The organism is Aliiroseovarius sp. xm-d-517 (assembly GCF_013283135.1).
Lineage (GTDB): Bacteria > Pseudomonadota > Alphaproteobacteria > Rhodobacterales > Rhodobacteraceae > Aliiroseovarius > Aliiroseovarius crassostreae.
In genome coordinates this window covers 444,653-467,156 of sequence record NZ_WBXT01000001.1, presented here as the reverse complement: position 1 = coordinate 467,156, position 22,504 = coordinate 444,653, and the positions used below count along the sequence as shown (strand labels likewise).

The following is a 22,504-nucleotide window of genomic DNA, read 5'->3' as shown; positions in this document are numbered from 1 at the left end:
ACCGCTGCCCTCCACCAGATTGTTTCCAAATGGGAGATCTTTAGAAACACACGGTTTCTTGCCAAAAAATCGCAGCTTTACCGTAGTTTGCGCCAATTTTGCCTAAATTTCGGCTGAATTGTCCGAAAAATGGGGACAATCGAGGGGTTCGTCCGTGAAACAGCCCCCAATTGACGGCTGAGCAAACACAAAATGGCAACGTATACGCTAGAGTTCTATGATACGGACCCGCTGTTCATTCTTGGACAGACGGTTGGGGCCACCGTGTCCTGGTCCGGTTCAGCCACCGCTGCCGGTGTTGCCATCATCACTGACAATGAAGCCGGCATCGAAGGTCTGACACTTGACGGTGACGATGGTGGCGGAGAGACGGCCACGGCAGATGTCACCCTTGGCACGGGCAGCTCAACCGGGGCATCGGTTGAAGCCGAAGAAATGTGGACGCTGCGCGACACCGTCACCGGCGAGGAATTTCAGGTTGCCACCTTCCACGTCCTGTCCGGGGGCGCCGCAGGATATTACACCCTGTCCGAAGTGCCGCTTGTGCCGGGGCGTTCTTACGAGGTGGTGGAGTTTGACAGCTCGCCCGATGTCTCCTCTGGTGATATTGCCTTCACCTATTCCGACCAGTTTCTGGGGGATGATCTGGTTGACGGCACCAGCGGGAATGAAGTCATCGACGCAGGCTATGCGGGCGACCCGGAAGGGGACGCCATTGACGATGGGCACGGGTCCGGCCCCTCCGGTCAGGGCGACGAGGTTGAGGCAGGCGGCGGGAATGACACCGTTCTCGCCGGGGATGGCGATGATCTGATCTATGGGGATTTCGGCCATCCCGACACCCCCCTTGCTGCAGAAGAGGTGCTCGACTGGACGGATCAGGGCACGCAAGGCACCGATCTGACCGGGGGGTTTACCCAAAACACAGGCGAGATTGATGTCACAATCGGGTTTTCCGATCCGGGCAACAACGCCACAACCTTCACGGTTGAAACCGGAAACACCCAATATGTTGGTTCTGGTGGATACGATACCAACTCAGCCGGCCGCCTATATGGAAACGGCGATGCGGAAACGGCGGTCCTGACCGTTGATTTTGCGGCGGCCACCGGTGCGAATGTCACCGGAGAAGTTTCTGATGTTTCCTTCCGCATCAACGACCTTGACGCGGTTGCGGGCAACCATATCGATCAGGTCACAATCACCGCCTTTGATGCGGATGGGAACCCGGTGGCGGTCAACCTTACGGCGGGCAGCGGCATTCTGGTCAGCGGCAACACCGCAACGGGCAACGGCAGCTACGACACCTTCAATCCGGAAGCCTCGCTGCTGGTCGAGATCCCCGGCCCGGTGTCACAAATCATCATTGAATATGCAAATGGCGATACGGTCACCCATGCGGTCGACATTACCGACATTCACTTCACGCCGATCCCGATCTCCGGCGATGACAGCCTGAGCGGCGGGGCGGGCAATGACACGATCTATGGGGAAGACGGGGATGACACGCTGGTCGGGGATGCCGGTCAGGACCATCTTTATGGCGGGGATGGCACTGAAGAGTTCCTTTTGGGCGCAGGTGACGTGGCCGAAGGTGGGGCCCATTCTGATATCTTCAACCTCGACCTGACCGCCGCTCTGGATGGCTCTGGCCCGACAATTACCGTGGATGGCGGCGAAGACGCAGATGACAGCGACATTGATACGCTCGACCTCAAAGGGCTGGTCAATGACTGGTCTGATGTGGTGTTCGATCCGGGCAACGCCGAAAACGGCACCGCCACCCTGACCGATGGCACGGTGGTCACTTTTTCCAATATCGAAAACCTGATCATCTGCTTTACCCGTGGCACCCGGATTGAAACCCCCTATGGCCCCCGTCCGGTTCAGGATCTGCGCCCCGGCGATCTGGTCCTCACCCGTGATAACGGGGTCCAGCCCCTGCGCTGGATTGGATCCAAGACTGTAAAGGGACAGGGGGATCTTGCCCCGGTTCGCTTTGCAAAGGGGGCCTTTGGCAACAGCCGCGCCCTGCTGGTCAGCCCGCAACACAGGATGCTCTACCGTGGGGCGGATGCAAATTTGTTATTTGACCAGAGCGAAGTCATGATCCCCGCCAAGCACCTGATCAACGGGCGCACGATCTTTCAAGAAGACCGCCACGAGGTGACGTATTATCACCTGCTCTTCGATCAGCATGAGGTGGTGTATAGCGAAGGCACCGCAAGTGAGAGCTTTCACCCCGGCCATCAGGGCCTGGCCGCTATCAGCCCCGCGGCGCGTGAGGAGTTGTTTACCCTTTTCCCAGAGCTGCGGTCTGCGCCAAACAGCTATGGCCAAACCGCGCGCATGGTCTTGCGCCATCACGAGGCCCGCACACTGAACCTGGTCGCGTGATCGGTTGAATTCGCTTCAAATCCGAAACAAAAAGCGCCGCGAAACACTGATAATTCGCAAAATTTTCAGTCTTTTTTTCCTTCTCACACCCAATCTAAGCCGCAACAGGCAAGCTGCCGAAATCTGCGCGTATGGTGGGGGAACCTATGGCAACGGGGTATCTGGTACAACTTGGTGATGGTTCACTGGACAGTGGCGACACAATCGTCGGCCCCACGACCAGTTTTAACGTCGATACAATCCTTGGCAGCGGAAGCTGGACCTGGAGCGGCACATATGGCGGCACCACCTATACCAATGAAACCGAGACGGGAACATATTATCTGGGCTCGGATGGGAATGTCTATTTCACCTCGGACTATGGCCCGGTTGATACAATTTCATCCGCATCCGCCACCTCTGCGCCAAGCTATTCCACAACAGATGACGTGCTGACCGGAGGGGATGGCGCGGATGTGATCGACGCGAGTTTCACCGATGAAGACGGGGAAAAGGTCGACGGGGGGGATGGCGCGGCCGGGAACAATGCAGATGTGGTCGATGCCGGAGCAGGCGACGATTACGTGGACGCCGGTTATGGCGACGATACGATCTATGGCGGCACAGGATCCGACACGATTGAAGGGGGCGATGGCAACGACAGCATTTATGGCGATGACGACCTCTCTGCTGGCGTGCCTGATCCGATCACGATCAACGAAGGCAATTTCACCGACACCACAAATGGATATACGGTCACCGCGCAGAATGTTGTTGGCGGGTCGCTGACAACCGCGAGCAGCAGCAACATTGCCACCTATTCCGGCGGCGGGTTCGGGGCAAGCGGCACTGTCTCTGACAGCGACAGCTCGGTCACCTCGCAAATCGGCTATGACCTTGCTTCGGGCCTGTCCGAAAACGTGACGGTCACACTTGATGGGGAGGCAAGTGAAGCAAGCTTCAGCTTTGCCAATCTCTACACCTCAACCTATGCAGAGGCCGGTCACTGGGCGATCTACAATGATGGTGTTTTGGTTGCGGAAGGCGACTTTACCGAACAGGGCGCAGGCACAGGCAGTGGCACGGTGGACATCTCCGGCCACGGAAACTTTGACCAGATCGTCTTTACCGCCCTTCCCCAGACTGACGGAACGGATGGATCGGACTATCACCTGACCTCGGTCAGTTTCACCCCGGTCCCAGTCGACCCGATTGCCGGGAATGACAGCCTTTCAGGTGGCGCCGGGGATGATTTCATCGATGGCAACGGAGGGGATGACACGCTGACCGGCGGGTCGGGATCCGACACGCTTCATGGAGGAGACGGAGAGGATCTGATCCATGTTGGGGCGGGCGACACCGCTTCGGGTGGGACCGGGTCGGACCGGTTTGAACTGGACCCGACAGATGCGCTGGATGGTTCCGGCCCGACCATCACCCTGGATGGCGGCGAAGACGGCGACAACAGCGATATCGACGTGTTGGACCTGAACGGCCTGGTCAATGACTGGTCCGACGTGGTGATCAGCGAAACAGACCCGGAGGCCGGCACCGCCACATTGTCGGATGGCACCGTGGTGACCTTCACGAATTTCGAACAGATTATCATATGTTTTGCGGGCAGTACGCAGATTGAAACCCCATTCGGGCCGCGCCCCGTTCAGGATCTGCGCCCGGGGGATCTGATCATCACCCGTGACAATGGGTTGCAGCCCCTGCTCTGGATCGGGAAGAGCCATGTCGCGGCCCAAGGCAGGCTGGCCCCCATTCGCTTTTGCAAAGACGCGATTGGAAACTCCCGCCCGCTTCTTGTCAGCCCACAGCACCGGATCTTATTGAAGTCCCCCAAGGCGACCCTTCTGTTTGACACGCCCGAAGTCCTTGTTCCGGCCTGTCACATGATCAATGGCGAAACCATCTACCGCGAGGAGGCATCAGAGGTGACCTATTATCACCTTCTGTTTGATCAGCACGAAGTGATCTATTCCGAAGGGGTCCCGACCGAGAGCTTTCACCCGGCCTGGCCCACACTTGCTGGCCTGGACACCCAAACAAGGGAGGAGGTGCTTGCCCTGTTTCCCGCGCTGCGCTGCTCAAACACCGGCTATGGCAAGACAGCCCGCAGCGTGCTGCGCCGTTACGAAACGCGCCTCTTGCTGGCGGGGTGACGCCCCATAACGGGTTTCACACTCAGACCTTGGCCGCCTTCCAGGCGCGGGCCGCGTCGCCGAAAGCTTCGAACAGGGGGCGGGACACCGGGTCTTCGGCCGCCTTATATTCCGGGTGCCATTGCACCGACAGCGTGAACCCCGGCGCGTCCCGGATGACAATTGCTTCGGGCGTCTCGTCATCCGCATGGCCTTCGATCACCACACGAGGGCCTGCGGTTTTGATCCCCTGTCCGTGCAGCGTGTTGGTGCGCACCGTGGTTTTGCCCAGCAATTTGTGAAACGCCCCCCCTTGGGTGAAATGCACATCATGCCGGATTTCAAACTTTTCATCGAGCGTGCCATCCGGGGGCATCCGGTGGTTCATCCGGCCGGGAAGTTCACGGATTTCCGGATAGAGCGTGCCGCCCATCGCCACATTCACCTCTTGAAACCCGCGACAGATACCAAAGAAGGGCTGGCCGCGGTCGACGCAGGCCCGGATCAGCGGCAGGGTAATCGCATCCCGGCAACGGTCAAACTCGCCATGTGCTTCGGTGGGATCTTCGCCATATTCCTCGGGATGCACGTTGGGACGCCCACCGGTGAACAGAAAACCGTCGCAGACATCCAGCAATTCGTTCACGCAGACAAAATCCGGGTGGCTGGGCACGATCAGGGGCAGGCAATGCGCCACCTGACTGATCGCCTCTGAATTCATCGTTCCGCCCGCATGGGTGGGGTATTGATCATTCAAGGTGTAGAAATTGCCGATGATACCAATGACGGGGCGGGTCATATGTGCTCCGGTTTAATGCGTCTTTCTAAAGTGTTTCGACTTATTATTGAGACACAATAATGAGTCGAAACACTCGAAACCTACTGATGTTGCGGGCGTTTCGAAATCAATTTGTATCTCAAGTTAATCTCGAAACGCTTTAGGCGTGATAGCAGATCAGGAAGGGCGGGCGAAGCCTTGATTGAGTTTCGACCCGAGGAAGTTTACAACCCGCGCGCCGAACTTGGCAAATGCGGCGCAACCGCGACGAGGGCCCGCGCCCGCTCGCCGTCGGATGTCGCATTTTCATATTGGTGGTCATAATCCGCATCAAAATAAAAGGCATCTCCCTGAACAAGCAGATGGCGCCGACCATGAATGGTCAGTGCGATCTGCCCCTCGATCACATAGACCAGTTCAACCCCTTTATGGGCATGGGGCTTTGAAGGGCGTCCTATTTCAGGAAACTCGGCCAGATACGCTTCGAGCAGGCGATCAGGCACCGGGAAATCCAGGCTTTCGAACAGGTAGGACACGCCCTCCTGCCCGTCGATCGGCAATTTGATCCGGTCCTCAGCGCGCACATGCACGGCTGTCGGTCGGGCATCTTCCGGCGTGAAAAAGTGATCCAGCCCGACGCCGAACACAAGAGAGATGCGCACAAGAGTTGGCAATGTGGGCACCACCACACCGCGTTCAATCTTGGACAGCATCCCGGCAGAGAGGCCGGTATGTTCCCCCAACTGCGCCAGCCCCAGCCGCTTGTCGGTGCGCAACTGATGGATTTTCGGGCCGATTCGATAGGCGTCGATCTGCTCGATCAGCGTGTCTGACAACATGGGGATGTCCCTTTCCTTTTCGGTTTCTTTTGCCCCTCCGGAAAGAAGGTATAGATTATTTTACTCATATTACAGAATTATTCACATCACGAAAAAGTGGGTTGTGACGCAAGTAACTTTCACATCATGAAACTATTGTTCTCCAAATTCAAACCAAAAAAGGAGCGTTACAATGTCGTTCAAGACGCTGAACCTGAAAAACACCACTCTTGTACTGGCCCTTGCGATGGCCCCGCTTGCGGCCTGAACCTCATATGCGGGAAGCGGCCCTGATATCGTGGACACCGCGGTCTCAGCCGGGAGCTTCAATACACTGGCGGCTGCTCTTGATGCTGCCGACCTTGTCGAAACCCTGAAAGGCGACGGCCCGTTCACTGTCTTTGCCCCCACGGACGAAGCCTTTGCCGCCCTGCCGGAAGGCACTGTGGAGACGCTGCTGAAGCCTGAAAACAAGGACCAACTGACCGCGATCCTCACCTATCACGTGGTGCCCGGAAAAGTGATGTCCGGCGATGTGGTGCAACTGACCTCTGCCACCACCGTCAATGGCAGCGACGTGTCCGTGAAAGTCATGGATGGCAGCGTGATGATCAATGACGCCAAGGTCACCACCGCAGATGTGGGCGCCAGCAACGGCGTGATCCACGTGATCGACAAGGTGCTGATCCCTGCGAATTGAGGCCCGAGTATATCAGGCCGGTCGCGCCAGAAATGGCGCGGCCACTCTTAAACACGGAAAGGAAATGTTATGACTTATACCCATCTCACCACCCTGATCCTCGTCTGTATCGGCGGGGTGAACTGGGGCCTTGTCGGCCTTGCCAATTTTGATCTTGTTGCGGCGCTGCTGGGCGACATGTCAATCCTGTCGCGCATTGTCTATCTGCTGGTGGGCGTCTCGGCGGTCTATCAGCTGGTTGGGGCCAGCCGGTGCCTGAAGGCAACCGCCTGACCCGAAGCTGAAACGGGGCTTACCCCTCGGCGGTGAGCCCCACCGCGTCAATGCCTGCAGCCCCTGCGAGCAGGTCATTTTCCGACGTATCCCCGGTGACACCAACCGCACCGATCACCGCACCGGTTTCATTTCGCACCAGTATGCCCCCCGGCACCGGCACCAGACGCCCGTTATAGGCGCCATTGGCGGCGAGGATGAAATAGCTCTGCGCTTCAGCCCGGTCGCGCTGGGCCGTGCCACCAATCCCCAGCATGATCGAGCCATAAGCCTTGCCCTGGGCAATATCGAACCGGCCCGGAGGGGCGCCTTCGCCGCGTTCAAACGCAATCACATGACCGCCCGCATCCACCACCACAACCGACAGGGGCTTCATCCCCTCATCCCGGCCCTTTTCCTTGGCCACACGAATGATTTCGCGCGCCTGTTCCACTGTGAGTGTCATCACTTTTCCTTTTTCACCCGGCCAATGCGGCCTTCAATGCAAGGCGCCGCGCATGCAGCACCGGTTCGGTATAGCCGGACGGTTGCACCCGTCCCTTGAACACAAGATCACAAGCGGCCTGAAACGCCTGACCCTCAAAATCGGGCGCCATCGGGCGATAGGCCGGGTCCTCCGCGTTCTGCGCATCCACAATCGCCGCCATCTTTTTCAGAGCTGCCATCACCTCCTCCTCGCTGACCACACCATGGTGCAGCCAGTTCGCGAGGGCCTGGGAACTGATCCGACAGGTGGCGCGGTCTTCCATCAGGCCCACATCATGAATGTCCGGCACTTTTGAGCACCCCACCCCCTGATCGACCCAACGCACCACATAGCCAAGAATTCCCTGCGCGTTGTTTTCCACCTCCTGGCGGATATCCTCGCCAGACCAGTTCACCCCATCTGCCACCGGAATGGTCAACAGATCATCAAGGCGCCCACGCGCGCCACCTTTGCGCAGCGCCTCCTGACGGGCCAGCACATTGATGTCGTGGTAATGCGTGGCATGCAGGGTGGCAGCGGTTGGGCTGGGCACCCAGGCGCAGGTGGCACCCGCTTTCGGGTGACCGATCTTGTCTGCGAGCATCTGACCCATCCTGTCGGGCATCGCCCACATACCTTTGCCGATCTGCGCCCTGCCCTTCAGACCACAAGCCAGCCCGATATCCACATTTCGATCCTCGTATGAGGCAATCCATTTCGACCCTTTCATATCCCCCTTGCGGATCATGGGGCCCGCCTCCATCGAGGAATGAATTTCATCCCCGGTGCGATCCAGGAAGCCGGTATTGATAAAGGCCACACGAAATTTGGCCGCGCGAATGCATTCCTTGAGGTTCACAGACGTGCGGCGCTCCTCATCCATGATGCCCAGCTTGACCGTATACCGTGGCAGGCCCAGCACCGCTTCGACCCGGCTAAAGATCTCATCCGAGAAGGCAACCTCTTCCGGCCCATGCATCTTGGGCTTCACCACGTAAACCGACCCGGTCACCGAGTTCCCGCCGGTGCGCGACAGGTCATGCATGGCGATGAGCGTGGTGATCATTGCGTCCATCAGCCCCTCGCCGATCTCTTCTCCCTCAGAGGTCAGGATCGCGGGGTTGCTCATCAAATGGCCCACATTCCGCACGAGCATCAACGACCGGCCCTTCAGGGTGATCGGCTGCCCGTCGCTGTCGATATAGGTGCGGTCCGGGTTCATCTTGCGGGTGATGGTCTTGCCCGATTTTTCAAAGCTTTCTTCCAGATCCCCCCGCATCAGGCCCAGCCAGTTGGAATAGGCCAGCACCTTGTCTTCGGCATCCACCGCGGCGACACTGTCTTCGCAATCCATGATGGTGGACATGGCGCTTTCCAGGATGACATCCGAGATATTTGCCGGGTCATCCTTGCCAATCGGGTGAGAGGCATCCACACAAACAACCACATGCAATCCGTTATGCTTGAAGACAAATTCGGACCCATCTTCCGCCGCCCCAACGAAGTTTTTCGGCGTGGCAAGGCGCGCCTCGCCCCCTGCGGTCGAGATCACCAGCCCGTCTTCGATACGCAATCCACGCACGTCCGACCAATTGCCCCCCTCCAGCGCAACAGCCTTGTCCAGAAACCCCTTGGCCCAGTCGATCACCCGCGCGCCGCGCGCAGCATCATAGCCCCCAGCCTCGGGCAGATCCCCCATTGCGTCGGTGCCGTAAAGCGCGTCATACAGGCTGCCCCAACGCGCATTGGCCGCATTGAGTGCAAAACGCGCATTCATGATCGGCACAACCAGCTGCGGTCCCGGGATCAGGGCGATTTCCGGGTCGACATTTTCCGTCCCGATCTCAAAATCCGGGCCTTCCGGCACCAGATATCCGATTTCCTCAAGGAAAGACCGATAGGCCACGGGATCGTGTGGTTGCCCACGATGGGCGATATGCCATGTATCCAACTGCTTTTGCAGCGCGCTCCGCCGCTCCAGCAGGGCGCGGTTTTTGGGCATGAGGTCTGCCACCAGATCCGCAAATCCCGACCAGAACGTCCCCGCGTCCACCCCGGTTCCCGGCAATGCCCGATCTTCAAGGAATGCGGCCAGCTCGGCAGCGACGGACAGTCCGGCACGGTTGGTATAGTCGGTCATGGGGCACCTCTCTTTGCGATCTGTTACAGGCAAACTCCCCCAAACAGCGTTGGCAGGCAATTGAAATCCTCGGCAGGTCAGTTAAGGGAAACTGAACCGACAGGTGAGTTTTTCCGTCGCGAGCCCTGACAATCCGCCCCGCCCTCTCACCATTCGTTCTGCTTGCAGCCCCTCACCGGGCGAATTACGTTAGCGCCAAACATATCAAAGGCTCCCCGACATGACCGAACAGGCCCAGAACCAGGCACCGCAGAAAATCCACCTTTCCGACTACACCCCACCGGCCTATCTGGTGGAGGAGGTGGCGCTGAGCTTCAAGCTTGCCCCCACCGCCACGCGTGTCTCTTCGAAAATCCGCTTCAAACCCAATCCGGCTGCCGCAAGCAGGGAATTTTTCCTGCACGGAGAGTATCTGACCCTGATTTCCGCAAGGATCGACGGCAAGGACGTCACCCCGGAGCTGGTTGACGGTGGCCTGCGCTGCGACGTGCCGGATGCTGCGTTCGTCTGGGAAGCTGAGGTCGATATCAATCCCGAGGCCAACACCGCGCTGGAAGGGCTTTACATGTCAAACGGCATGTATTGCACCCAATGTGAGGCCGAAGGGTTCCGCCGCATCACCTATTACCCTGATCGCCCGGATGTCATGGCCCCTTTCAAGGTGCGCATCGAAGGGGACCAGCCGGTGATGCTGTCGAACGGCAACCCGGTGGCCGCGGGCGATGGCTGGGCAGAATGGAATGACCCTTGGCCAAAACCCGCTTATCTCTTTGCCCTTGTGGCAGGCGATCTGGTGGCGCGCGACGACAGGTTCACCACCATGTCGGGCAAAGAGGTCGATCTGAAACTCTGGGTGCGCCCCGGAGACGAGGGCAAGACCGCTTTTGGCATGCAGGCGCTGAAAGACAGCATGAAATGGGATGAAGAGGTCTATGGGCGTGAATATGATCTCGATATTTTCCAGATTGTTGCCGTGAGCGATTTCAATATGGGCGCGATGGAGAACAAGGGGCTGAACATCTTCAACACCTCCGCCGTGCTCGCCTCACCCGACACCTCGACAGATGCGAATTTCGAGCGGATCGAAGCGATCATCGCGCATGAGTATTTCCACAACTGGACCGGAAACCGGATCACCTGCCGGGATTGGTTCCAGCTCAGCCTCAAGGAAGGGCTGACCGTGTTCCGCGATCAGCAGTTTTCCGGCGACATGCGATCCGAGGCCGTGTGCCGGATCAATGATGTCATCGCCCTACGCGGTCGACAGTTCCGCGAAGATAACGGCCCGCTTGCCCATCAGGTCCAGCCCGACAGTTTTGTTGAAATCAACAATTTCTACACGGCGACGATCTATGAAAAAGGTGCCGAACTCATTCGCATGATGAAGACGCTGGTGGGGCATGAGGAATATTACAAGGCGCTGGATCTTTACTTTGCCCGCCATGATGGCGAGGCCGCGACCATCGAAGATTGGGTGCGGGTCTTTGAAGGCAGCACCGGGCGTGACCTGACCCAGTTCCGTCGCTGGTACAAACAGGCCGGCGCCCCGCGCCTGAAGGTGACAGATCGGTTTGAGGATGGCACCTATACCCTTCATTTTGAACAAAAAACTCCGCCGACACCTGGTCAGGCTGAAAAGCTGCCACAGCATATTCCCGTGGCGGTTGGGCTGCTTGGCGCCAATGGGGATGAAGTGCTCGGCACGCAAATCCTCGAAGTGACAGACGCCGCGCAAAGCTTCAGCTTCAGCGGGCTGGTCGCGAAACCCACCCCCTCGATCCTGCGCCATTTCTCGGCCCCGGTGATCTTGGAGCGCGAAAGCTCTGCCGAAGAGCGCGCCTTCCTGCTCGCCCATGACACCGATCCGTTCAACAAATGGGAAGCCGGGCGGACCCTGGCAAAAGATGTCCTGATCGGGATGATCACTGGCGAGAGCACCCCCGGCGGGGCCTATCTTGATGCCGTGGCCGCGATGCTGCGTGATGACAGCCTCGATCCCGCCTTCCGGGCGCTTGCAATGGGGCTGCCGGGGCAAGATGATCTGGCACAGACGCTGGCAGATGCGGGAATGACCCCCGATCCGATGGCGATATACAACGCCCATCAGACCCTTCGCCAGCAAATGGCCGAACACCTGCAGGACCTGCTGCCAAGGCTGAGCGCGGAAATGACCGTGACCGACGCGTTTCAACCCAATGCAGAACAAGCTGGCAAACGTGCCCTTGGGCTGGAGGTGCTGAAGCTCACCAACCGGCTGGACGGCGGCCTTGCGGCACAGGCACAATATGATCAGGCCGACAACATGACCCTGCGCCTGGGCGCACTTGGCTGCCTGCTCGACGTGCAGAAAGGCGAAGCAGCGCTTGCAGATTTCCGCAACCGGTTTGAGGGCGACGCCCTGGTCATGGACAAGTGGTTTGCCATGCAGGTGGCCCATGGCACCCCGGATCGTGCGGCCGAAATCGCCGCTGAGCTGACGAAAGACGCGGATTTCAACTGGAAAAACCCCAACCGCTTCCGCGCCCTCTTCGGCGCCCTGATGATGAACCAACCGGGTTTCCACGACGCCTCGGGCAAGGGCTATGCGCTCTTTGCCGACTGGCTGATCCGGCTTGATCCGGTCAACCCGCAGATCACCGCCCGCATGAGCTCAGGCTTTGAAACCTGGAAACGCTGGGATGTGGACCGGCAGGCGCTGATGAAAACGGCGCTGGAACGGATCCTTGCCTCCCCGGATCTGTCCTCGGACACGCAGGAAATGGTCAGCCGCATTCTGAACGGCTGACCCACCCCTTTTTCCAATCCCTGAAGGGTGGCGGCCTGTTCCGCCGCCCTTTTTTCTTGTTTCAAATATCCCGGGGTGAGCGCGCTTGTCGCGCGAGGGGCAGCGCCCCTTGATGATCCCCGCCCTGATCCCACGCCACGCACCACCGACAGACCAATCGCCAGCCCCCTTGCCCCGGCTCGCGCCCTGCCCTAGAAGGCAGGGGAAACGAAATCATGGGAAAGCACATATGTTGGATCATCTCGCCTATGAAACCCCGAAACCAAAAGTCATTGCCGGGGCAAAGGAAGATTGGGAACTGGTTATCGGGATGGAAATCCACGCCCAGGTCAGCTCCAACGCCAAACTGTTTTCCGGCGCATCAACCAAGTTCGGCGCCGAGCCCAACTCCAACGTGGCTTTCGTGGATGCCGCCATGCCGGGCATGTTGCCGGTCATCAATGAATATTGCGTAGAGCAGGCGGTGCGCACCGGGTTGGGACTGAAGGCGGATATCAACCTGTTCTCGGCCTTTGACCGCAAGAACTATTTCTACCCGGACCTGCCGCAGGGCTATCAGATTTCGCAGCTGTATCACCCGATCGTGGGCGAAGGCGAAGTGATTGTCGACATGGCACCGGGTGTCGCGCGCAAGGTTCGGATCGAGCGTATCCACCTGGAACAGGATGCCGGCAAATCGGTGCATGACATGGATCCCAACATGTCTTTCGTGGACCTGAACCGCACCGGTGTTGCGCTGATGGAAATCGTCTCACGCCCGGATATTCGTGGCCCGGAAGAGGCCGCGGCCTATGTCACCAAGCTGCGCCAGATCCTGCGGTATCTCGGCACCTGTGATGGAAACATGCAAAACGGCAACCTGCGCGCGGACGTGAACGTCTCGGTCTGTCGTCCGGGGCAATATGAGAAATACATGGAGACGCAGGATTTCTCGCATCTCGGCACCCGCTGCGAAATCAAGAACATGAACTCGATGCGCTTCATTCAGGCCGCGATTGAGTATGAGGCCCGCCGTCAGATCGCCATTGTCGAAGACGGGGGCGAAGTGGTGCAGGAAACCCGCCTGTACGACCCGGACAAGAACGAAACCCGCTCGATGCGGTCAAAGGAAGAAGCGCATGATTATCGCTACTTCCCCTGCCCTGACCTGCTGCCGCTCGAGATCGAACAGGACTGGGTAGACGGGATTGCCGACACCCTGCCGGAACTGCCGGATGAGAAAAAAGCGCGTTTTGTCACCGATTTCGGCCTGTCGGAATATGACGCGGGCGTTTTGACCGCCGAAGCGGAAAACGCCGCCTTTTTCGAGAAAGTGGCCGAGGGGCGTGACGGCAAGCTGGCCGCAAACTGGGTGATCAATGAACTCTTTGGTCGCCTGAAAAAAGAAGATCATTCGATCACCGACAGCCCGGTCTCTCCCGAGCAACTGGGGGGCATCATCGCGCTCATCACCAAGGGCGATATTTCCGGCAAGATCGCCAAGGATCTGTTTGAAATCGTCTATACCGAAGGCGGTGACCCGGCCGAGATTGTCGAAGCCCGCGGCATGAAGCAGGTGACGGATACCGGCGCCATCGAAGCGGCCGTGGACGAGGTGATCGCCGCCAACCCCGCTCAGGTCGAAAAGGCCAAGCAAAACCCGAAACTGGTCGGCTTCTTCGTGGGGCAAGTGATGAAAGCCACCGGCGGCAAGGCCAACCCGAAAGCCGTGAATGACATCGTGACGGCCAAGCTGGGCCTCTGATTTTGTCGACATTTCTGGTATAAGGCCCCCGCTGCGGGGCCTTTGCCATTTCTTCCAATCAGCCGACTGCGCGAACATACGGATGATGATATGACTGAACGACGCTCTGAACTCCTGATGCCTGCGGGCAATCTGCGAAAGCTGAAAATGGCGGTGCTTTATGGCGCTGACGCGGTCTATCTGGGCACGCCGGACATGTCGCTGCGCACCAAGTCGCAGTTCTCGCTGGAAGATGTGATCGAAGGGGTCGAATTCTGCCACCAGCATGGGCGCCGCGCCTATCTGACCCTGAACCTGTTCAGCCACAACAAGGACATCCCGAAGCTCGACGAATATATCGACACGGTGCGCAAGGTGAAGCCCGACGGGCTGATCATTGCGGATCCCGGCGTGTTTCAATACGTGCGCACCCGCGCGCCTGAACTGCCGCTGCATATTTCGACCCAGGCCAATGTCTGTTCCTGGCTGTCAGTGAAATTCTGGGAGGATCAGGGGGCGGAGCTTGTGGTGCTGGCGCGCGAAGTGTCTTACCCGGAGCTGGTGGAAATCCGCGAACAATGCCCGGATGTAAAGCTAGAGGCGTTCGTCCACGGCGCCATGTGCATGACCTATTCCGGTCGCTGCCTATTGTCGAATTTCATGGCCGAACGCGGGGCGAACCAGGGCAATTGCGCCAATTCCTGCCGCTGGAATTACGGCGTGCGGATGCGCCTGAAGGATGGCACGATCGAAGATCTGAACATCACTGAAGACAACGCCGATATGTTTGAATTCCTACTTGAAGAGGGCGTGCGCCCCGGGGAATTCATGCCAATCGAGGAGGATGGGCGCGGCTCCTATATCCTCAACTCGCGTGACCTGTGCATCATGCCCAAGCTGGATGAATACCTGAAAATCGGTGTGGACAGCCTAAAGGTCGAAGGGCGCGGCAAGTCGGAATATTACTGTGCCATTGTCGCCCGCGCCTATCGCATGGCCATCGACGATTATTACGCCGATCCCGAGAACTGGGATCCGAAACCCTATATGCGCGAGCTCGAGGCGGTGGGGAACCGCGGCTACACGCTGGCTTTCCACAATGGCCGACTGACCAATTATTCACATGACTACGAACACACCGCGTCCTTGGCGCAGTGGGAATATGCCGGGGTTGTGAAAGAGGTCACCCAGGACGCTTTCCTGATCGAGGTGAAAAACAAGCTCGAAGCGGGCGAAGTGCTGGAGTTCATCTCTCCCATCGCACGCGAAACCGTTTTGCTGCGGATGTATGATTTTGAGGATGCCGAAACGGGTGAGGTGAAAGAGGTGGTGCAGGGCGGCACCAGAACCACCATCCGCGTGCCTTTTGCGCTGTTTGATCATGAGGACCTGGACCACCTCAAGGCGCAGTTCCCGGCCTTCACCGTGATGCGCAAGGAAAAGGCGCTGACGGATGAACAGTGGAAACGGATCCGCTTTGATAAGCTCACCCAAGGGCTTGAGATCACTGGAAAAGAAAACCCCAAAGCCTATGAAAAACGCCGCGATGCCCTGTCCGAGGCGATTGCCGAAGATGGGCGTGAGATGCGCTATAAAACCAACCGGGTCGGCACCGATGGTTGCTGTGGCAAGGGCTGCAACGGCTGCCTGATCTTCTGGCAGGGCGACCAATATGCCAAGGCGCGCGAGGTTTTGCTTAAGCGCAAGCAGGGTGAACAGCTGACCCGGGCCGAAGCAAACGAACTCCGTCTGGCCGCAGCCCCGTTTGCCCCTGCGGATCCCACATTTGCAGATCTGCCCCAAAGCGACGTGCCGATTCTGCGCTGATGCAGATGCTGGCAAAATTTGGCCATATGATGACTGGTCGCCTGTTTGGCGGCTGGTCAGAACCCCGCCAAAATGCTACATCCCACGAACCCAAACACAGCGAGACAGGTTCCATGTACGAATACCGCGTCATCCCCGCGCCCTCACGGGGCAAGAAAGCCAAAGGTGTCAAAACATCCGAAGATCGGTTTGCCCTGGCCATGTCCGATTTGCTGAATGAAATGGCGGCAGCGGGCTGGGATTATCAGCGTGCCGAGACCTTGCCGTCTGAAGAGCGCAAGGGGTTGACGGGCAAGACCTCAACCTTCCGCAACCTTCTGGTGTTTCGGCGCGAACGTGCCTGGGATGATGTGAAAGACACATCCCCCACGGTGGCCGCTCCCCCCGTGGAAGAGACAAACGCCCCTGCCTTGCCCTCAGCCGCCAAGGCCAACGAGGTGCCCGCAGATGCCCCTGCCCTGTCGCGCGATGGTGACAGCGCCTGACCCTCAAGCCTTGATATCAAGCGCCAGTGCGTGGATCTGTCCCATCAGGTCCGCGCCAATGGCCTGATGCACGGCCCGATGGCGCGCAACGCGGCTAAGATCGGCGAGCTTCTGCGCATGGATCACAACGCGGAAATGGCTTTCGCCCCCGTCCTGATACCCTGCATGCCCCCGGTGCATTTCGCTTTCATCAATCACTTCAAGATGTTGCGGTTCAAACGCGGTTTCGAGCTTGGAAAAAATCTGGTCTCGGCGGGTCATTTTCGGACGCTTCCCTCTTCAAACATCTGCAAAATCCACTAAACTCTCTGGTCCGAGTCGAAAAGAGTGAACTAATGGCAAACGACGATCCTTTTGGTTTCGATATTTCGGTTTCTTCCGCCAAGAAGAAGAACCCGCGCGGCAGGCGTGGGATGTCTGGGGCGTTTGAAACCTCAACCCGTGAATGTGAACACCCAACCTGTAAAGAGGCCGGGAAATACCGCGCGCCCCGCTCGCCGGATCATCTGGATGAGTTCAAATGGTTCTGCAAAGACCATGTGCGCGAATATAACCTGAAATGGAACTTCTTTGACGGCGCCAGCGAAGAAGAAATCAACGAACAGGCCGACAAGGATCGGGTCTGGGAACGTGAAACCAAACCGTTTGGCAAACAGACCGAGGAACAGCGGGCCTGGGCCCGCCTGGGCATTGATGACGCCCATCAGGTGCTTGGGGAAAACGCCACGCAAAACCCGGGCAAATCCGTCACCGGCTCGACCCGACGCCTGCCCCCGACCGAACGGCGCGCGATCGAGATTCTGGAAGCCAAGGATCACTGGACCAAGGCCGAGGTACGCAAGGCCTATAAGAAGCTGATCAAGGTGCTGCACCCCGATATGAATGGCGGCGATCGCAGCCAGGAAGAGCAACTGCAGGAAGTGGTCTGGGCCTGGGACCAGATCAAGGACAGCCGCAGCTTCAAATAAGCGCATTTTCATGACAGCGGAACGCCCTGCATATTTTCTGCAGGGCGTTCTTTTTTCCCAGCCCCTTTTGCCAAATGCGAAGCCTCGTGCTGTCAAACCGTCAAATTTCAGGTGGCCCTACACACGATTATCCTCTGGCAATATCAATGGCTGAAAAATACGCCACGCTCCCCTTGCACGAAACGAGATTATCGGGCACCACACCGGGGCTGGCACCGGAATACCGGACCAAAACCGTTCAGGAAGGAATGCGAAGATGGATGTGAATGCAAAACCCACCGAAGATATCTCGGTTCGCGAGGTCTTTGGCATCGACACCGATATGACGGTGAAGGGCTTTGCTGACCGGACTGATCGCGTGCCGGAGCTGGATCCGACCTACAAGTTCGACCCGGACACCACGCTCGCCATCCTCGCAGGGTTTGCCTTCAACCGTCGTGTGATGGTTCAGGGCTATCACGGCACCGGGAAATCGACCCATATCGAACAGGTTGCGGCGCGGCTGAACTGGCCCTGTGTGCGGGTGAACCTCGACAGTCACATCTCGCGGATCGACCTGATCGGTAAGGATGCGATCAAGCTGAAAGACGGGATGCAGGTGACCGAATTCCAGGAAGGCATCCTGCCCTGGGCGCTGCGCAACTCGACCGCCATCGTATTCGACGAATATGACGCGGGCCGGGCTGACGTGATGTTCGTCATCCAGCGCGTGCTGGAACATGATGGCAAGCTGACGCTGCTGGACCAGAACGAGGTGATCACGCCGAACCCGAATTTCCGCCTGTTTGCCACCGCAAACACCGTGGGTCTGGGCGACACGACCGGGCTTTACCATGGCGTGCAACAGATCAACCAGGCGCAGATGGACCGCTGGTCGCTGGTCGCCACGCTGAACTACCTGTCGCATGACGCAGAAACCAACATCGTGCTGGCGAAAAACGCGATGATGAACACCGAAAGCGGCCGCAAGACCGTGAGCCAGATGGTCACCGTGGCGGACCTGACCCGCACCGCGTTCATGAACGGCGATCTGTCGACCGTCATGTCCCCCCGCACCGTGCTGAACTGGGCGGAAAATGCACGTATCTTCCGCGATGTGGGCTATGCGTTCCGCCTCTCGTTCCTGAACAAATGTGACGAGCTTGAACGTCAGACCGTGGCTGAGTTTTATCAGCGCTGTTTTGACGAGGAACTGCCTGAATCAGCGGCAAGCATGAGCCTTGGTTAACCCAAGTTAACCCTGAAAGCCCTGTTTTTGCAGGGCTTTTTCTTTTCTCATTAACGGTTTCCCAGAAATCCCGGCCTAAACTGGCCATGGGTGAAAATCGGGTGATGGTGGTATGCGTAGTCTCATGGTGTTGGCCTTTCTGTTCCTGTCGGCATGTCAGGAAGAGCCGAAAAAAATGACGGCAGCCTCGGCACCTCCGTCCTCGTGCGACATTATTCGCGTGGTGGATGGGGACACGGTAAAAGCCATTTGCCATGGGCGGGAACAGAACCTGCGCCTGCTTGGATTTGACACGCCAGAGACCTTTCGGTCACGTTGCCCTGACGAAAAGGCTCTGGGAAAAATTGCCACCAATCACCTGCGAAAACTGATCGAAAATGCGCAGGAGGTTTTGCCCGTCACAGGACGCCCGGATAAATACCGTCGCCTGCTGACGCGGCTCTATATTGACGGGCGCGACGTGGCTGAGATCATGATCGAAGCCGGGCTCGCCGTGCCCTATCACGGCGAAAAACGGATCAACTGGTGTGACCGCCTGGCGGGGCGCAAGCAGGTGCCTCTGGGCTGATACTCCGCCGGAACTGGCCTCACAAATCCATCGCAAAATGTCGGAATACGGCTTTCCAAAGCGCGGGCGACACCGTAATTTGACGATATGAAAAAGCCCAACGACAACCCCGCTGATCCGTTCAAAAAGGCGCTGGCCGAAGCGACCAAGACGCTGGCCGATGATGGCGATCTGTCCGTGACCTATTCGGTGGATCCGCCCGGGGCCACGAATGACGCGGTGCGCCTGCCGCAGGTGACGCGCCGGATGACCCGTGAAGAGGTGTTGTTGGCCCGCGGCACGGCGGATGCGTTTGCGATGAAGCACCGCTATCACGATCCCGCGATGCACCTGCGTTACGCCCCAGCGGGCCAAATGGCGCGCGACCTTTACGAGGCGATGGAAACCGCCCGATGCGAGGCGATGGGCGCGCGCGACATGCCGGGCACGGCGGGCAATATTGACGTTAAAATTCAATCAGATGCCGCGCGTCTCGGCTATGACCAGATCACCGAGGCTGCACAGGCTCCGCTCGCGGATGCCGCGGGTTACCTCGTGCGCCATCTGGCCACCGGACGCGATCTGCCCCCTGCCGCGGCAAATGTGATGGAGCTGTGGCGTGGCTTTATCGAAGGACAGGCGGGCGACCATCTGAACGACCTTCAGGATACCCTGTCGGACCAGCAGGGCTTTGCGCGTTTTGCCCGACAGGTGATCGAAGATCTGGGTTATGGCGATCAGCTTGGCGATGATCCGGATCAGGACGACCAGTCCGACGAGGACGCCGAACAGGATCAGGAACAGCAAGAGGACCAAGAGCAGGAACAGGGGGAGGACAGTTCCGAGGAGCAGGACACCCAGCCTGAGCAGTCGCAAGATGAAACCATGGACCAGACCGAGGCCCAGGTTACCATTGACGACATGTCCGAAGATGAGATGGGCGATGATGCCGAGATGCCCGAAGGGGAGGCTCCGATCGAGCCACCTGCCCCGGCCCCGGCCTCTGACGCAGATCCCAATTACGAGGTCTATCTGAACGAGCATGACGAGGAAATCCTGGCTGAGGAGCTTGCTGAACCGGCGGAGCTGGAACGGCTGCGCGCCTATCTCGATCAGCAGCTGGAACCTTTGAAAGGGGCCGTGAGTCGACTGGCCAACAAGCTGCAACGCCGCTTGCAGGCGCAACAGAACCGATCCTGGTTGTTTGATCTGGAAGAAGGCATTCTGGACGCGGGGCGCCTTGCGCGGGTTGTTGCGAACCCGACCACGCCGCTTAGTTTCAAGCAGGAGAAGGATACCGAGTTTCGCGACACGGTGGTGACGCTGCTTTTGGACAATTCCGGCTCGATGCGGGGCCGACCGATTTCGATTGCCGCGATCTGCGCCGACGTACTGAGCCGCACGCTGGAACGCTGCGGGGTGAAGGTTGAGGTGCTGGGCTTTACCACCCGCGCCTGGAAAGGCGGTCAGGCACGCGAAAAATGGCTCGCTGATGGGCGCCCGGGGCAACCGGGGCGGCTGAATGATCTGCGCCATATCATCTATAAACAGGCGGATGCGCCGATGCGCCGGACCAGGGACAATCTGGGCCTGATGATGAAGGAAGGGTTACTTAAGGAAAACATCGATGGCGAGGCGCTGGAATGGGCCCATCGCCGGATCGTCGCACGCCCCGAGGCGCGGAAAATCCTGATGGTGATCTCCGATGGGGCGCCGGTTGACGATTCAACCCTGTCCGTCAACCCTGCGAATTACTTGGAAAAACACCTGCGCGACGTGATTGCAATGGTTGAAAAGCAGGCGCGGGTTGAGCTTCTGGCGATTGGCATCGGCCATGACGTAACCCGGTATTACGACCGAGCCGTCACCATCACCGATGCCGAACAGCTGGCAGGCGCGATGACCGAACAGCTGGCCGCGCTGTTTGACAGTGACCCCCGGGCGCGAGCGCGGGTGATGGGGATCCGGAAGGCGAGCTAACCTTCGCCTTCCCCCGATGTCGTCGGCCCCGGGGGTGTCGGTCCAAGAGCGTTCAGACTGGCAAGGAAAGCTTCGGTTCCAATGCGGATCAGCGCATCTGGAAAGTCGTAATCCGGGTTGTGCAACGCGGGCGTGTCCACACCACTGCCCACAAACAGCATGACCGTTTGGGCAATTTCGCTGTATACGCCAAAATCCTCGGACCAACGCATCGGCAATCCACCGTCGGAAACCACAAATCCCGCGCTTTCCACCGCGCCCTTCACCTGCCCGGTCAGAGCAGGATCATTTTCACAGCCTGCAAATACATCCTGATAAGACCAGTTCACCGAAAGCCCCTGCGCTTTCGCCACGTCACTCACAAGGGCTTCTGCATCGCCAACCAACGCGCCCATCGCTTCATTGGTCAATGTGCGCAACGTCACCCAGACCTCCCCGGCACCGGGGGCGATTCCAAAGGTTTTCTCCCCCAGACTGGCATGGGTCACCGTCGCCATCCGGAAGTCGGGGTCGGAGGGTGCGCCAACCGCCATCGCGGCAAAACCGGAAATCACCTCTGCCATGGCCAGTCCCGGCGAGCGCCCGGTTTCAGGTTGCGAGGCATGCGCCGTGCAGCCATTGAAGGCCACGCGCATTCCGCGCGAGGCACAATTGACCGGCCCGGCCTTCAGGCCAATCTCGCCCAAAACACGCCCGGGCACATTGTGCAAAGACAGCGCAAAATCCGGGGCCAGGCGCTGAAGCCGCCCATCCGCGAGCACCGCCTTTGCCCCGGCTCCGGTTTCTTCTGCGGGCTGAAACAACAAGATCACATCCAGCCCCTCAAAACGCCTGCGCGCCAGTGTGCGGGCCACGCCGATCAGGATGGCCATATGCCCGTCATGACCACACAGATGTCCCCTTCCGGGGAATTGCGAACGATGCGGCGCGTCAGAGCGTTCCTCAATTGGCAATCCATCCAGTTCACAGCGCAGCATCACCCGGTGCCGGATCTTGCCCGCACCGCGAAACACCGCCGCCACACCATGCCCCCCGAGCCCGGTTTCTATGTGATCAGGGCCAAGAGGCGTCAGCACCTCAACCACCCGTCGGGCGGTTTCACGCTCCTGCCCTGAGAGTTCCGGCCAGCGATGCATCTCACGTCGCCAGCGGGTCAGTTCCACCAGGTCCTCATCAGGCATTTGATACATTCATCTTCCCACCAAACTGCGTCGTAATATTCAACTGCTGTGGCCTGCGCGCGGACCTGTCAACCGAATATTC

The 22,504-nt window shown here is 58.7% G+C and carries 17 protein-coding genes and 1 pseudogene; 12 read left to right on the top strand and 6 right to left on the bottom strand.

Features of this window, described 5'->3' with window-relative positions; translation table 11 throughout:
* Positions 1-192: 192 nt before the first annotated feature.
* Positions 193-2,397: a Hint domain-containing protein gene (locus XMD517_RS02235; protein WP_173488067.1), complete on the top strand. Its 2,205-nt coding sequence runs from the start codon at positions 193-195 to the stop codon at positions 2,395-2,397.
* A 146-nt stretch (positions 2,398-2,543) separates the two neighbouring features.
* Positions 2,544-4,544, top strand: a complete 2,001-nt coding sequence (locus XMD517_RS02230) for a Hint domain-containing protein (RefSeq protein WP_173487223.1) — start codon at positions 2,544-2,546, stop codon at positions 4,542-4,544.
* A gap of 22 nt (positions 4,545-4,566) precedes the next feature.
* Here XMD517_RS02230 and XMD517_RS02225 read toward each other — a convergent pair whose 3' ends face one another.
* Positions 4,567-5,322, bottom strand: a complete 756-nt coding sequence (locus XMD517_RS02225) for a gamma-glutamyl-gamma-aminobutyrate hydrolase family protein (protein WP_173487224.1) — start codon at positions 5,320-5,322, stop codon at positions 4,567-4,569.
* 203 nt (positions 5,323-5,525) lie between these two features.
* The gene (locus XMD517_RS02220) at positions 5,526-6,140 is read right to left on the bottom strand and encodes a cupin domain-containing protein (protein ID WP_173487225.1); all 615 of its coding nucleotides are present in this window, start codon (positions 6,138-6,140) and stop codon (positions 5,526-5,528) included.
* A gap of 259 nt (positions 6,141-6,399) precedes the next feature.
* Here XMD517_RS02220 and XMD517_RS02215 point away from each other — a divergent pair.
* Both XMD517_RS02215 and XMD517_RS02210 read left to right on the top strand, forming a co-directional pair.
* Positions 6,400-6,819 (top strand): annotated as a pseudogene (locus XMD517_RS02215) (fasciclin domain-containing protein); the annotation flags it as partial.
* A 69-nt stretch (positions 6,820-6,888) separates the two neighbouring features.
* Positions 6,889-7,092 (top strand): DUF378 domain-containing protein, encoded by a 204-nt coding sequence (locus XMD517_RS02210; RefSeq protein WP_173487227.1) that lies wholly within the window; start codon positions 6,889-6,891, stop codon positions 7,090-7,092.
* A gap of 19 nt (positions 7,093-7,111) precedes the next feature.
* Here XMD517_RS02210 and XMD517_RS02205 read toward each other — a convergent pair whose 3' ends face one another.
* Both XMD517_RS02205 and XMD517_RS02200 read right to left on the bottom strand, forming a co-directional pair.
* Positions 7,112-7,537, bottom strand: a complete 426-nt coding sequence (locus XMD517_RS02205; RefSeq protein ID WP_173487228.1) for a heme-binding protein — start codon at positions 7,535-7,537, stop codon at positions 7,112-7,114.
* 13 nt (positions 7,538-7,550) lie between these two features.
* Entirely contained in the window at positions 7,551-9,698 is a 2,148-nt protein-coding gene (locus XMD517_RS02200) for a malate synthase G (RefSeq protein ID WP_173487229.1), read from the bottom strand.
* A 220-nt stretch (positions 9,699-9,918) separates the two neighbouring features.
* On the opposite strand from XMD517_RS02200, the gene pepN reads away from it, so the two are divergent.
* The 4 genes from pepN (at position 9,919) to XMD517_RS15830 (ending at position 16,518) form a co-directional block, all read left to right on the top strand.
* Complete coding sequence (gene pepN, locus XMD517_RS02195; protein ID WP_173487230.1) at positions 9,919-12,483, top strand: aminopeptidase N; 2,565 nt, start codon at positions 9,919-9,921, stop codon at positions 12,481-12,483.
* A 229-nt stretch (positions 12,484-12,712) separates the two neighbouring features.
* Entirely contained in the window at positions 12,713-14,227 is a 1,515-nt protein-coding gene (gene gatB / locus XMD517_RS02190) for an Asp-tRNA(Asn)/Glu-tRNA(Gln) amidotransferase subunit GatB (RefSeq protein WP_173487231.1), read from the top strand.
* A gap of 90 nt (positions 14,228-14,317) precedes the next feature.
* A complete protein-coding gene (locus XMD517_RS02185) occupies positions 14,318-16,033 on the top strand; it encodes a U32 family peptidase C-terminal domain-containing protein (RefSeq protein ID WP_173487232.1) in 1,716 nt (571 codons plus the stop codon).
* A 113-nt stretch (positions 16,034-16,146) separates the two neighbouring features.
* The gene (locus XMD517_RS15830; protein WP_173488068.1) at positions 16,147-16,518 is read left to right on the top strand and encodes a DUF4177 domain-containing protein; all 372 of its coding nucleotides are present in this window, start codon (positions 16,147-16,149) and stop codon (positions 16,516-16,518) included.
* A gap of 3 nt (positions 16,519-16,521) precedes the next feature.
* Here the strand turns inward: XMD517_RS15830 and XMD517_RS02175 are convergent, their stop codons facing one another.
* Positions 16,522-16,779, bottom strand: a complete 258-nt coding sequence (locus XMD517_RS02175) for a BolA family transcriptional regulator (RefSeq protein ID WP_173487234.1) — start codon at positions 16,777-16,779, stop codon at positions 16,522-16,524.
* Between the two features lie 74 nt (positions 16,780-16,853).
* On the opposite strand from XMD517_RS02175, the gene XMD517_RS02170 reads away from it, so the two are divergent.
* The 4 genes from XMD517_RS02170 to cobT all read left to right on the top strand — a co-directional run bounded on the left by XMD517_RS02170 (position 16,854) and on the right by cobT (position 21,241).
* Positions 16,854-17,486, top strand: a complete 633-nt coding sequence (locus XMD517_RS02170) for a J domain-containing protein (protein ID WP_055192602.1) — start codon at positions 16,854-16,856, stop codon at positions 17,484-17,486.
* A 256-nt stretch (positions 17,487-17,742) separates the two neighbouring features.
* Positions 17,743-18,714: a cobaltochelatase subunit CobS gene (cobS, locus tag XMD517_RS02165; RefSeq protein WP_055192603.1), complete on the top strand. Its 972-nt coding sequence runs from the start codon at positions 17,743-17,745 to the stop codon at positions 18,712-18,714.
* Positions 18,715-18,826: 112 nt separating this feature from the next.
* Complete coding sequence (locus XMD517_RS02160) at positions 18,827-19,282, top strand: thermonuclease family protein (RefSeq protein WP_254449786.1); 456 nt, start codon at positions 18,827-18,829, stop codon at positions 19,280-19,282.
* Positions 19,283-19,369: 87 nt separating this feature from the next.
* Complete coding sequence (gene cobT, locus XMD517_RS02155) at positions 19,370-21,241, top strand: cobaltochelatase subunit CobT (RefSeq protein WP_173487235.1); 1,872 nt, start codon at positions 19,370-19,372, stop codon at positions 21,239-21,241.
* Here cobT and XMD517_RS02150 read toward each other — a convergent pair.
* Complete coding sequence (locus tag XMD517_RS02150; protein ID WP_173487236.1) at positions 21,238-22,431, bottom strand: amidohydrolase; 1,194 nt, start codon at positions 22,429-22,431, stop codon at positions 21,238-21,240. The genes cobT and XMD517_RS02150 overlap by 4 nt on opposite strands.
* Positions 22,432-22,504 lie beyond the last annotated feature (73 nt).

Excerpts from the sequence above, each read along its gene's own strand:
- XMD517_RS15830 (WP_173488068.1), top strand. The coding sequence starts at position 16,147 with ATGTACGAATACCGCGTCATCCCCGCGCCCTCACGGGGCAAGAAAGCC.
- cobS (WP_055192603.1), top strand. The coding sequence starts at position 17,743 with ATGGATGTGAATGCAAAACCCACCGAAGATATCTCGGTTCGCGAGGTC.
- XMD517_RS02210 (WP_173487227.1), top strand. The coding sequence starts at position 6,889 with ATGACTTATACCCATCTCACCACCCTGATCCTCGTCTGTATCGGCGGG.
- pepN (WP_173487230.1), top strand. The coding sequence starts at position 9,919 with ATGACCGAACAGGCCCAGAACCAGGCACCGCAGAAAATCCACCTTTCC.
- XMD517_RS02200 (WP_173487229.1), bottom strand. The coding sequence starts at position 9,698 with ATGACCGACTATACCAACCGTGCCGGACTGTCCGTCGCTGCCGAGCTG.
- XMD517_RS02160 (WP_254449786.1), top strand. The coding sequence starts at position 18,827 with ATGCGTAGTCTCATGGTGTTGGCCTTTCTGTTCCTGTCGGCATGTCAG.
- XMD517_RS02235 (WP_173488067.1), top strand. The coding sequence starts at position 193 with ATGGCAACGTATACGCTAGAGTTCTATGATACGGACCCGCTGTTCATT.
- cobT (WP_173487235.1), top strand. The coding sequence starts at position 19,370 with ATGAAAAAGCCCAACGACAACCCCGCTGATCCGTTCAAAAAGGCGCTG.
- XMD517_RS02220 (WP_173487225.1), bottom strand. The coding sequence starts at position 6,140 with ATGTTGTCAGACACGCTGATCGAGCAGATCGACGCCTATCGAATCGGC.
- XMD517_RS02150 (WP_173487236.1), bottom strand. The coding sequence starts at position 22,431 with ATGTATCAAATGCCTGATGAGGACCTGGTGGAACTGACCCGCTGGCGA.
- XMD517_RS02230 (WP_173487223.1), top strand. The coding sequence starts at position 2,544 with ATGGCAACGGGGTATCTGGTACAACTTGGTGATGGTTCACTGGACAGT.
- XMD517_RS02225 (WP_173487224.1), bottom strand. The coding sequence starts at position 5,322 with ATGACCCGCCCCGTCATTGGTATCATCGGCAATTTCTACACCTTGAAT.
- XMD517_RS02170 (WP_055192602.1), top strand. The coding sequence starts at position 16,854 with ATGGCAAACGACGATCCTTTTGGTTTCGATATTTCGGTTTCTTCCGCC.
- XMD517_RS02185 (WP_173487232.1), top strand. The coding sequence starts at position 14,318 with ATGACTGAACGACGCTCTGAACTCCTGATGCCTGCGGGCAATCTGCGA.
- XMD517_RS02175 (WP_173487234.1), bottom strand. The coding sequence starts at position 16,779 with ATGACCCGCCGAGACCAGATTTTTTCCAAGCTCGAAACCGCGTTTGAA.
- XMD517_RS02205 (WP_173487228.1), bottom strand. The coding sequence starts at position 7,537 with ATGACACTCACAGTGGAACAGGCGCGCGAAATCATTCGTGTGGCCAAG.
- gatB (WP_173487231.1), top strand. The coding sequence starts at position 12,713 with ATGTTGGATCATCTCGCCTATGAAACCCCGAAACCAAAAGTCATTGCC.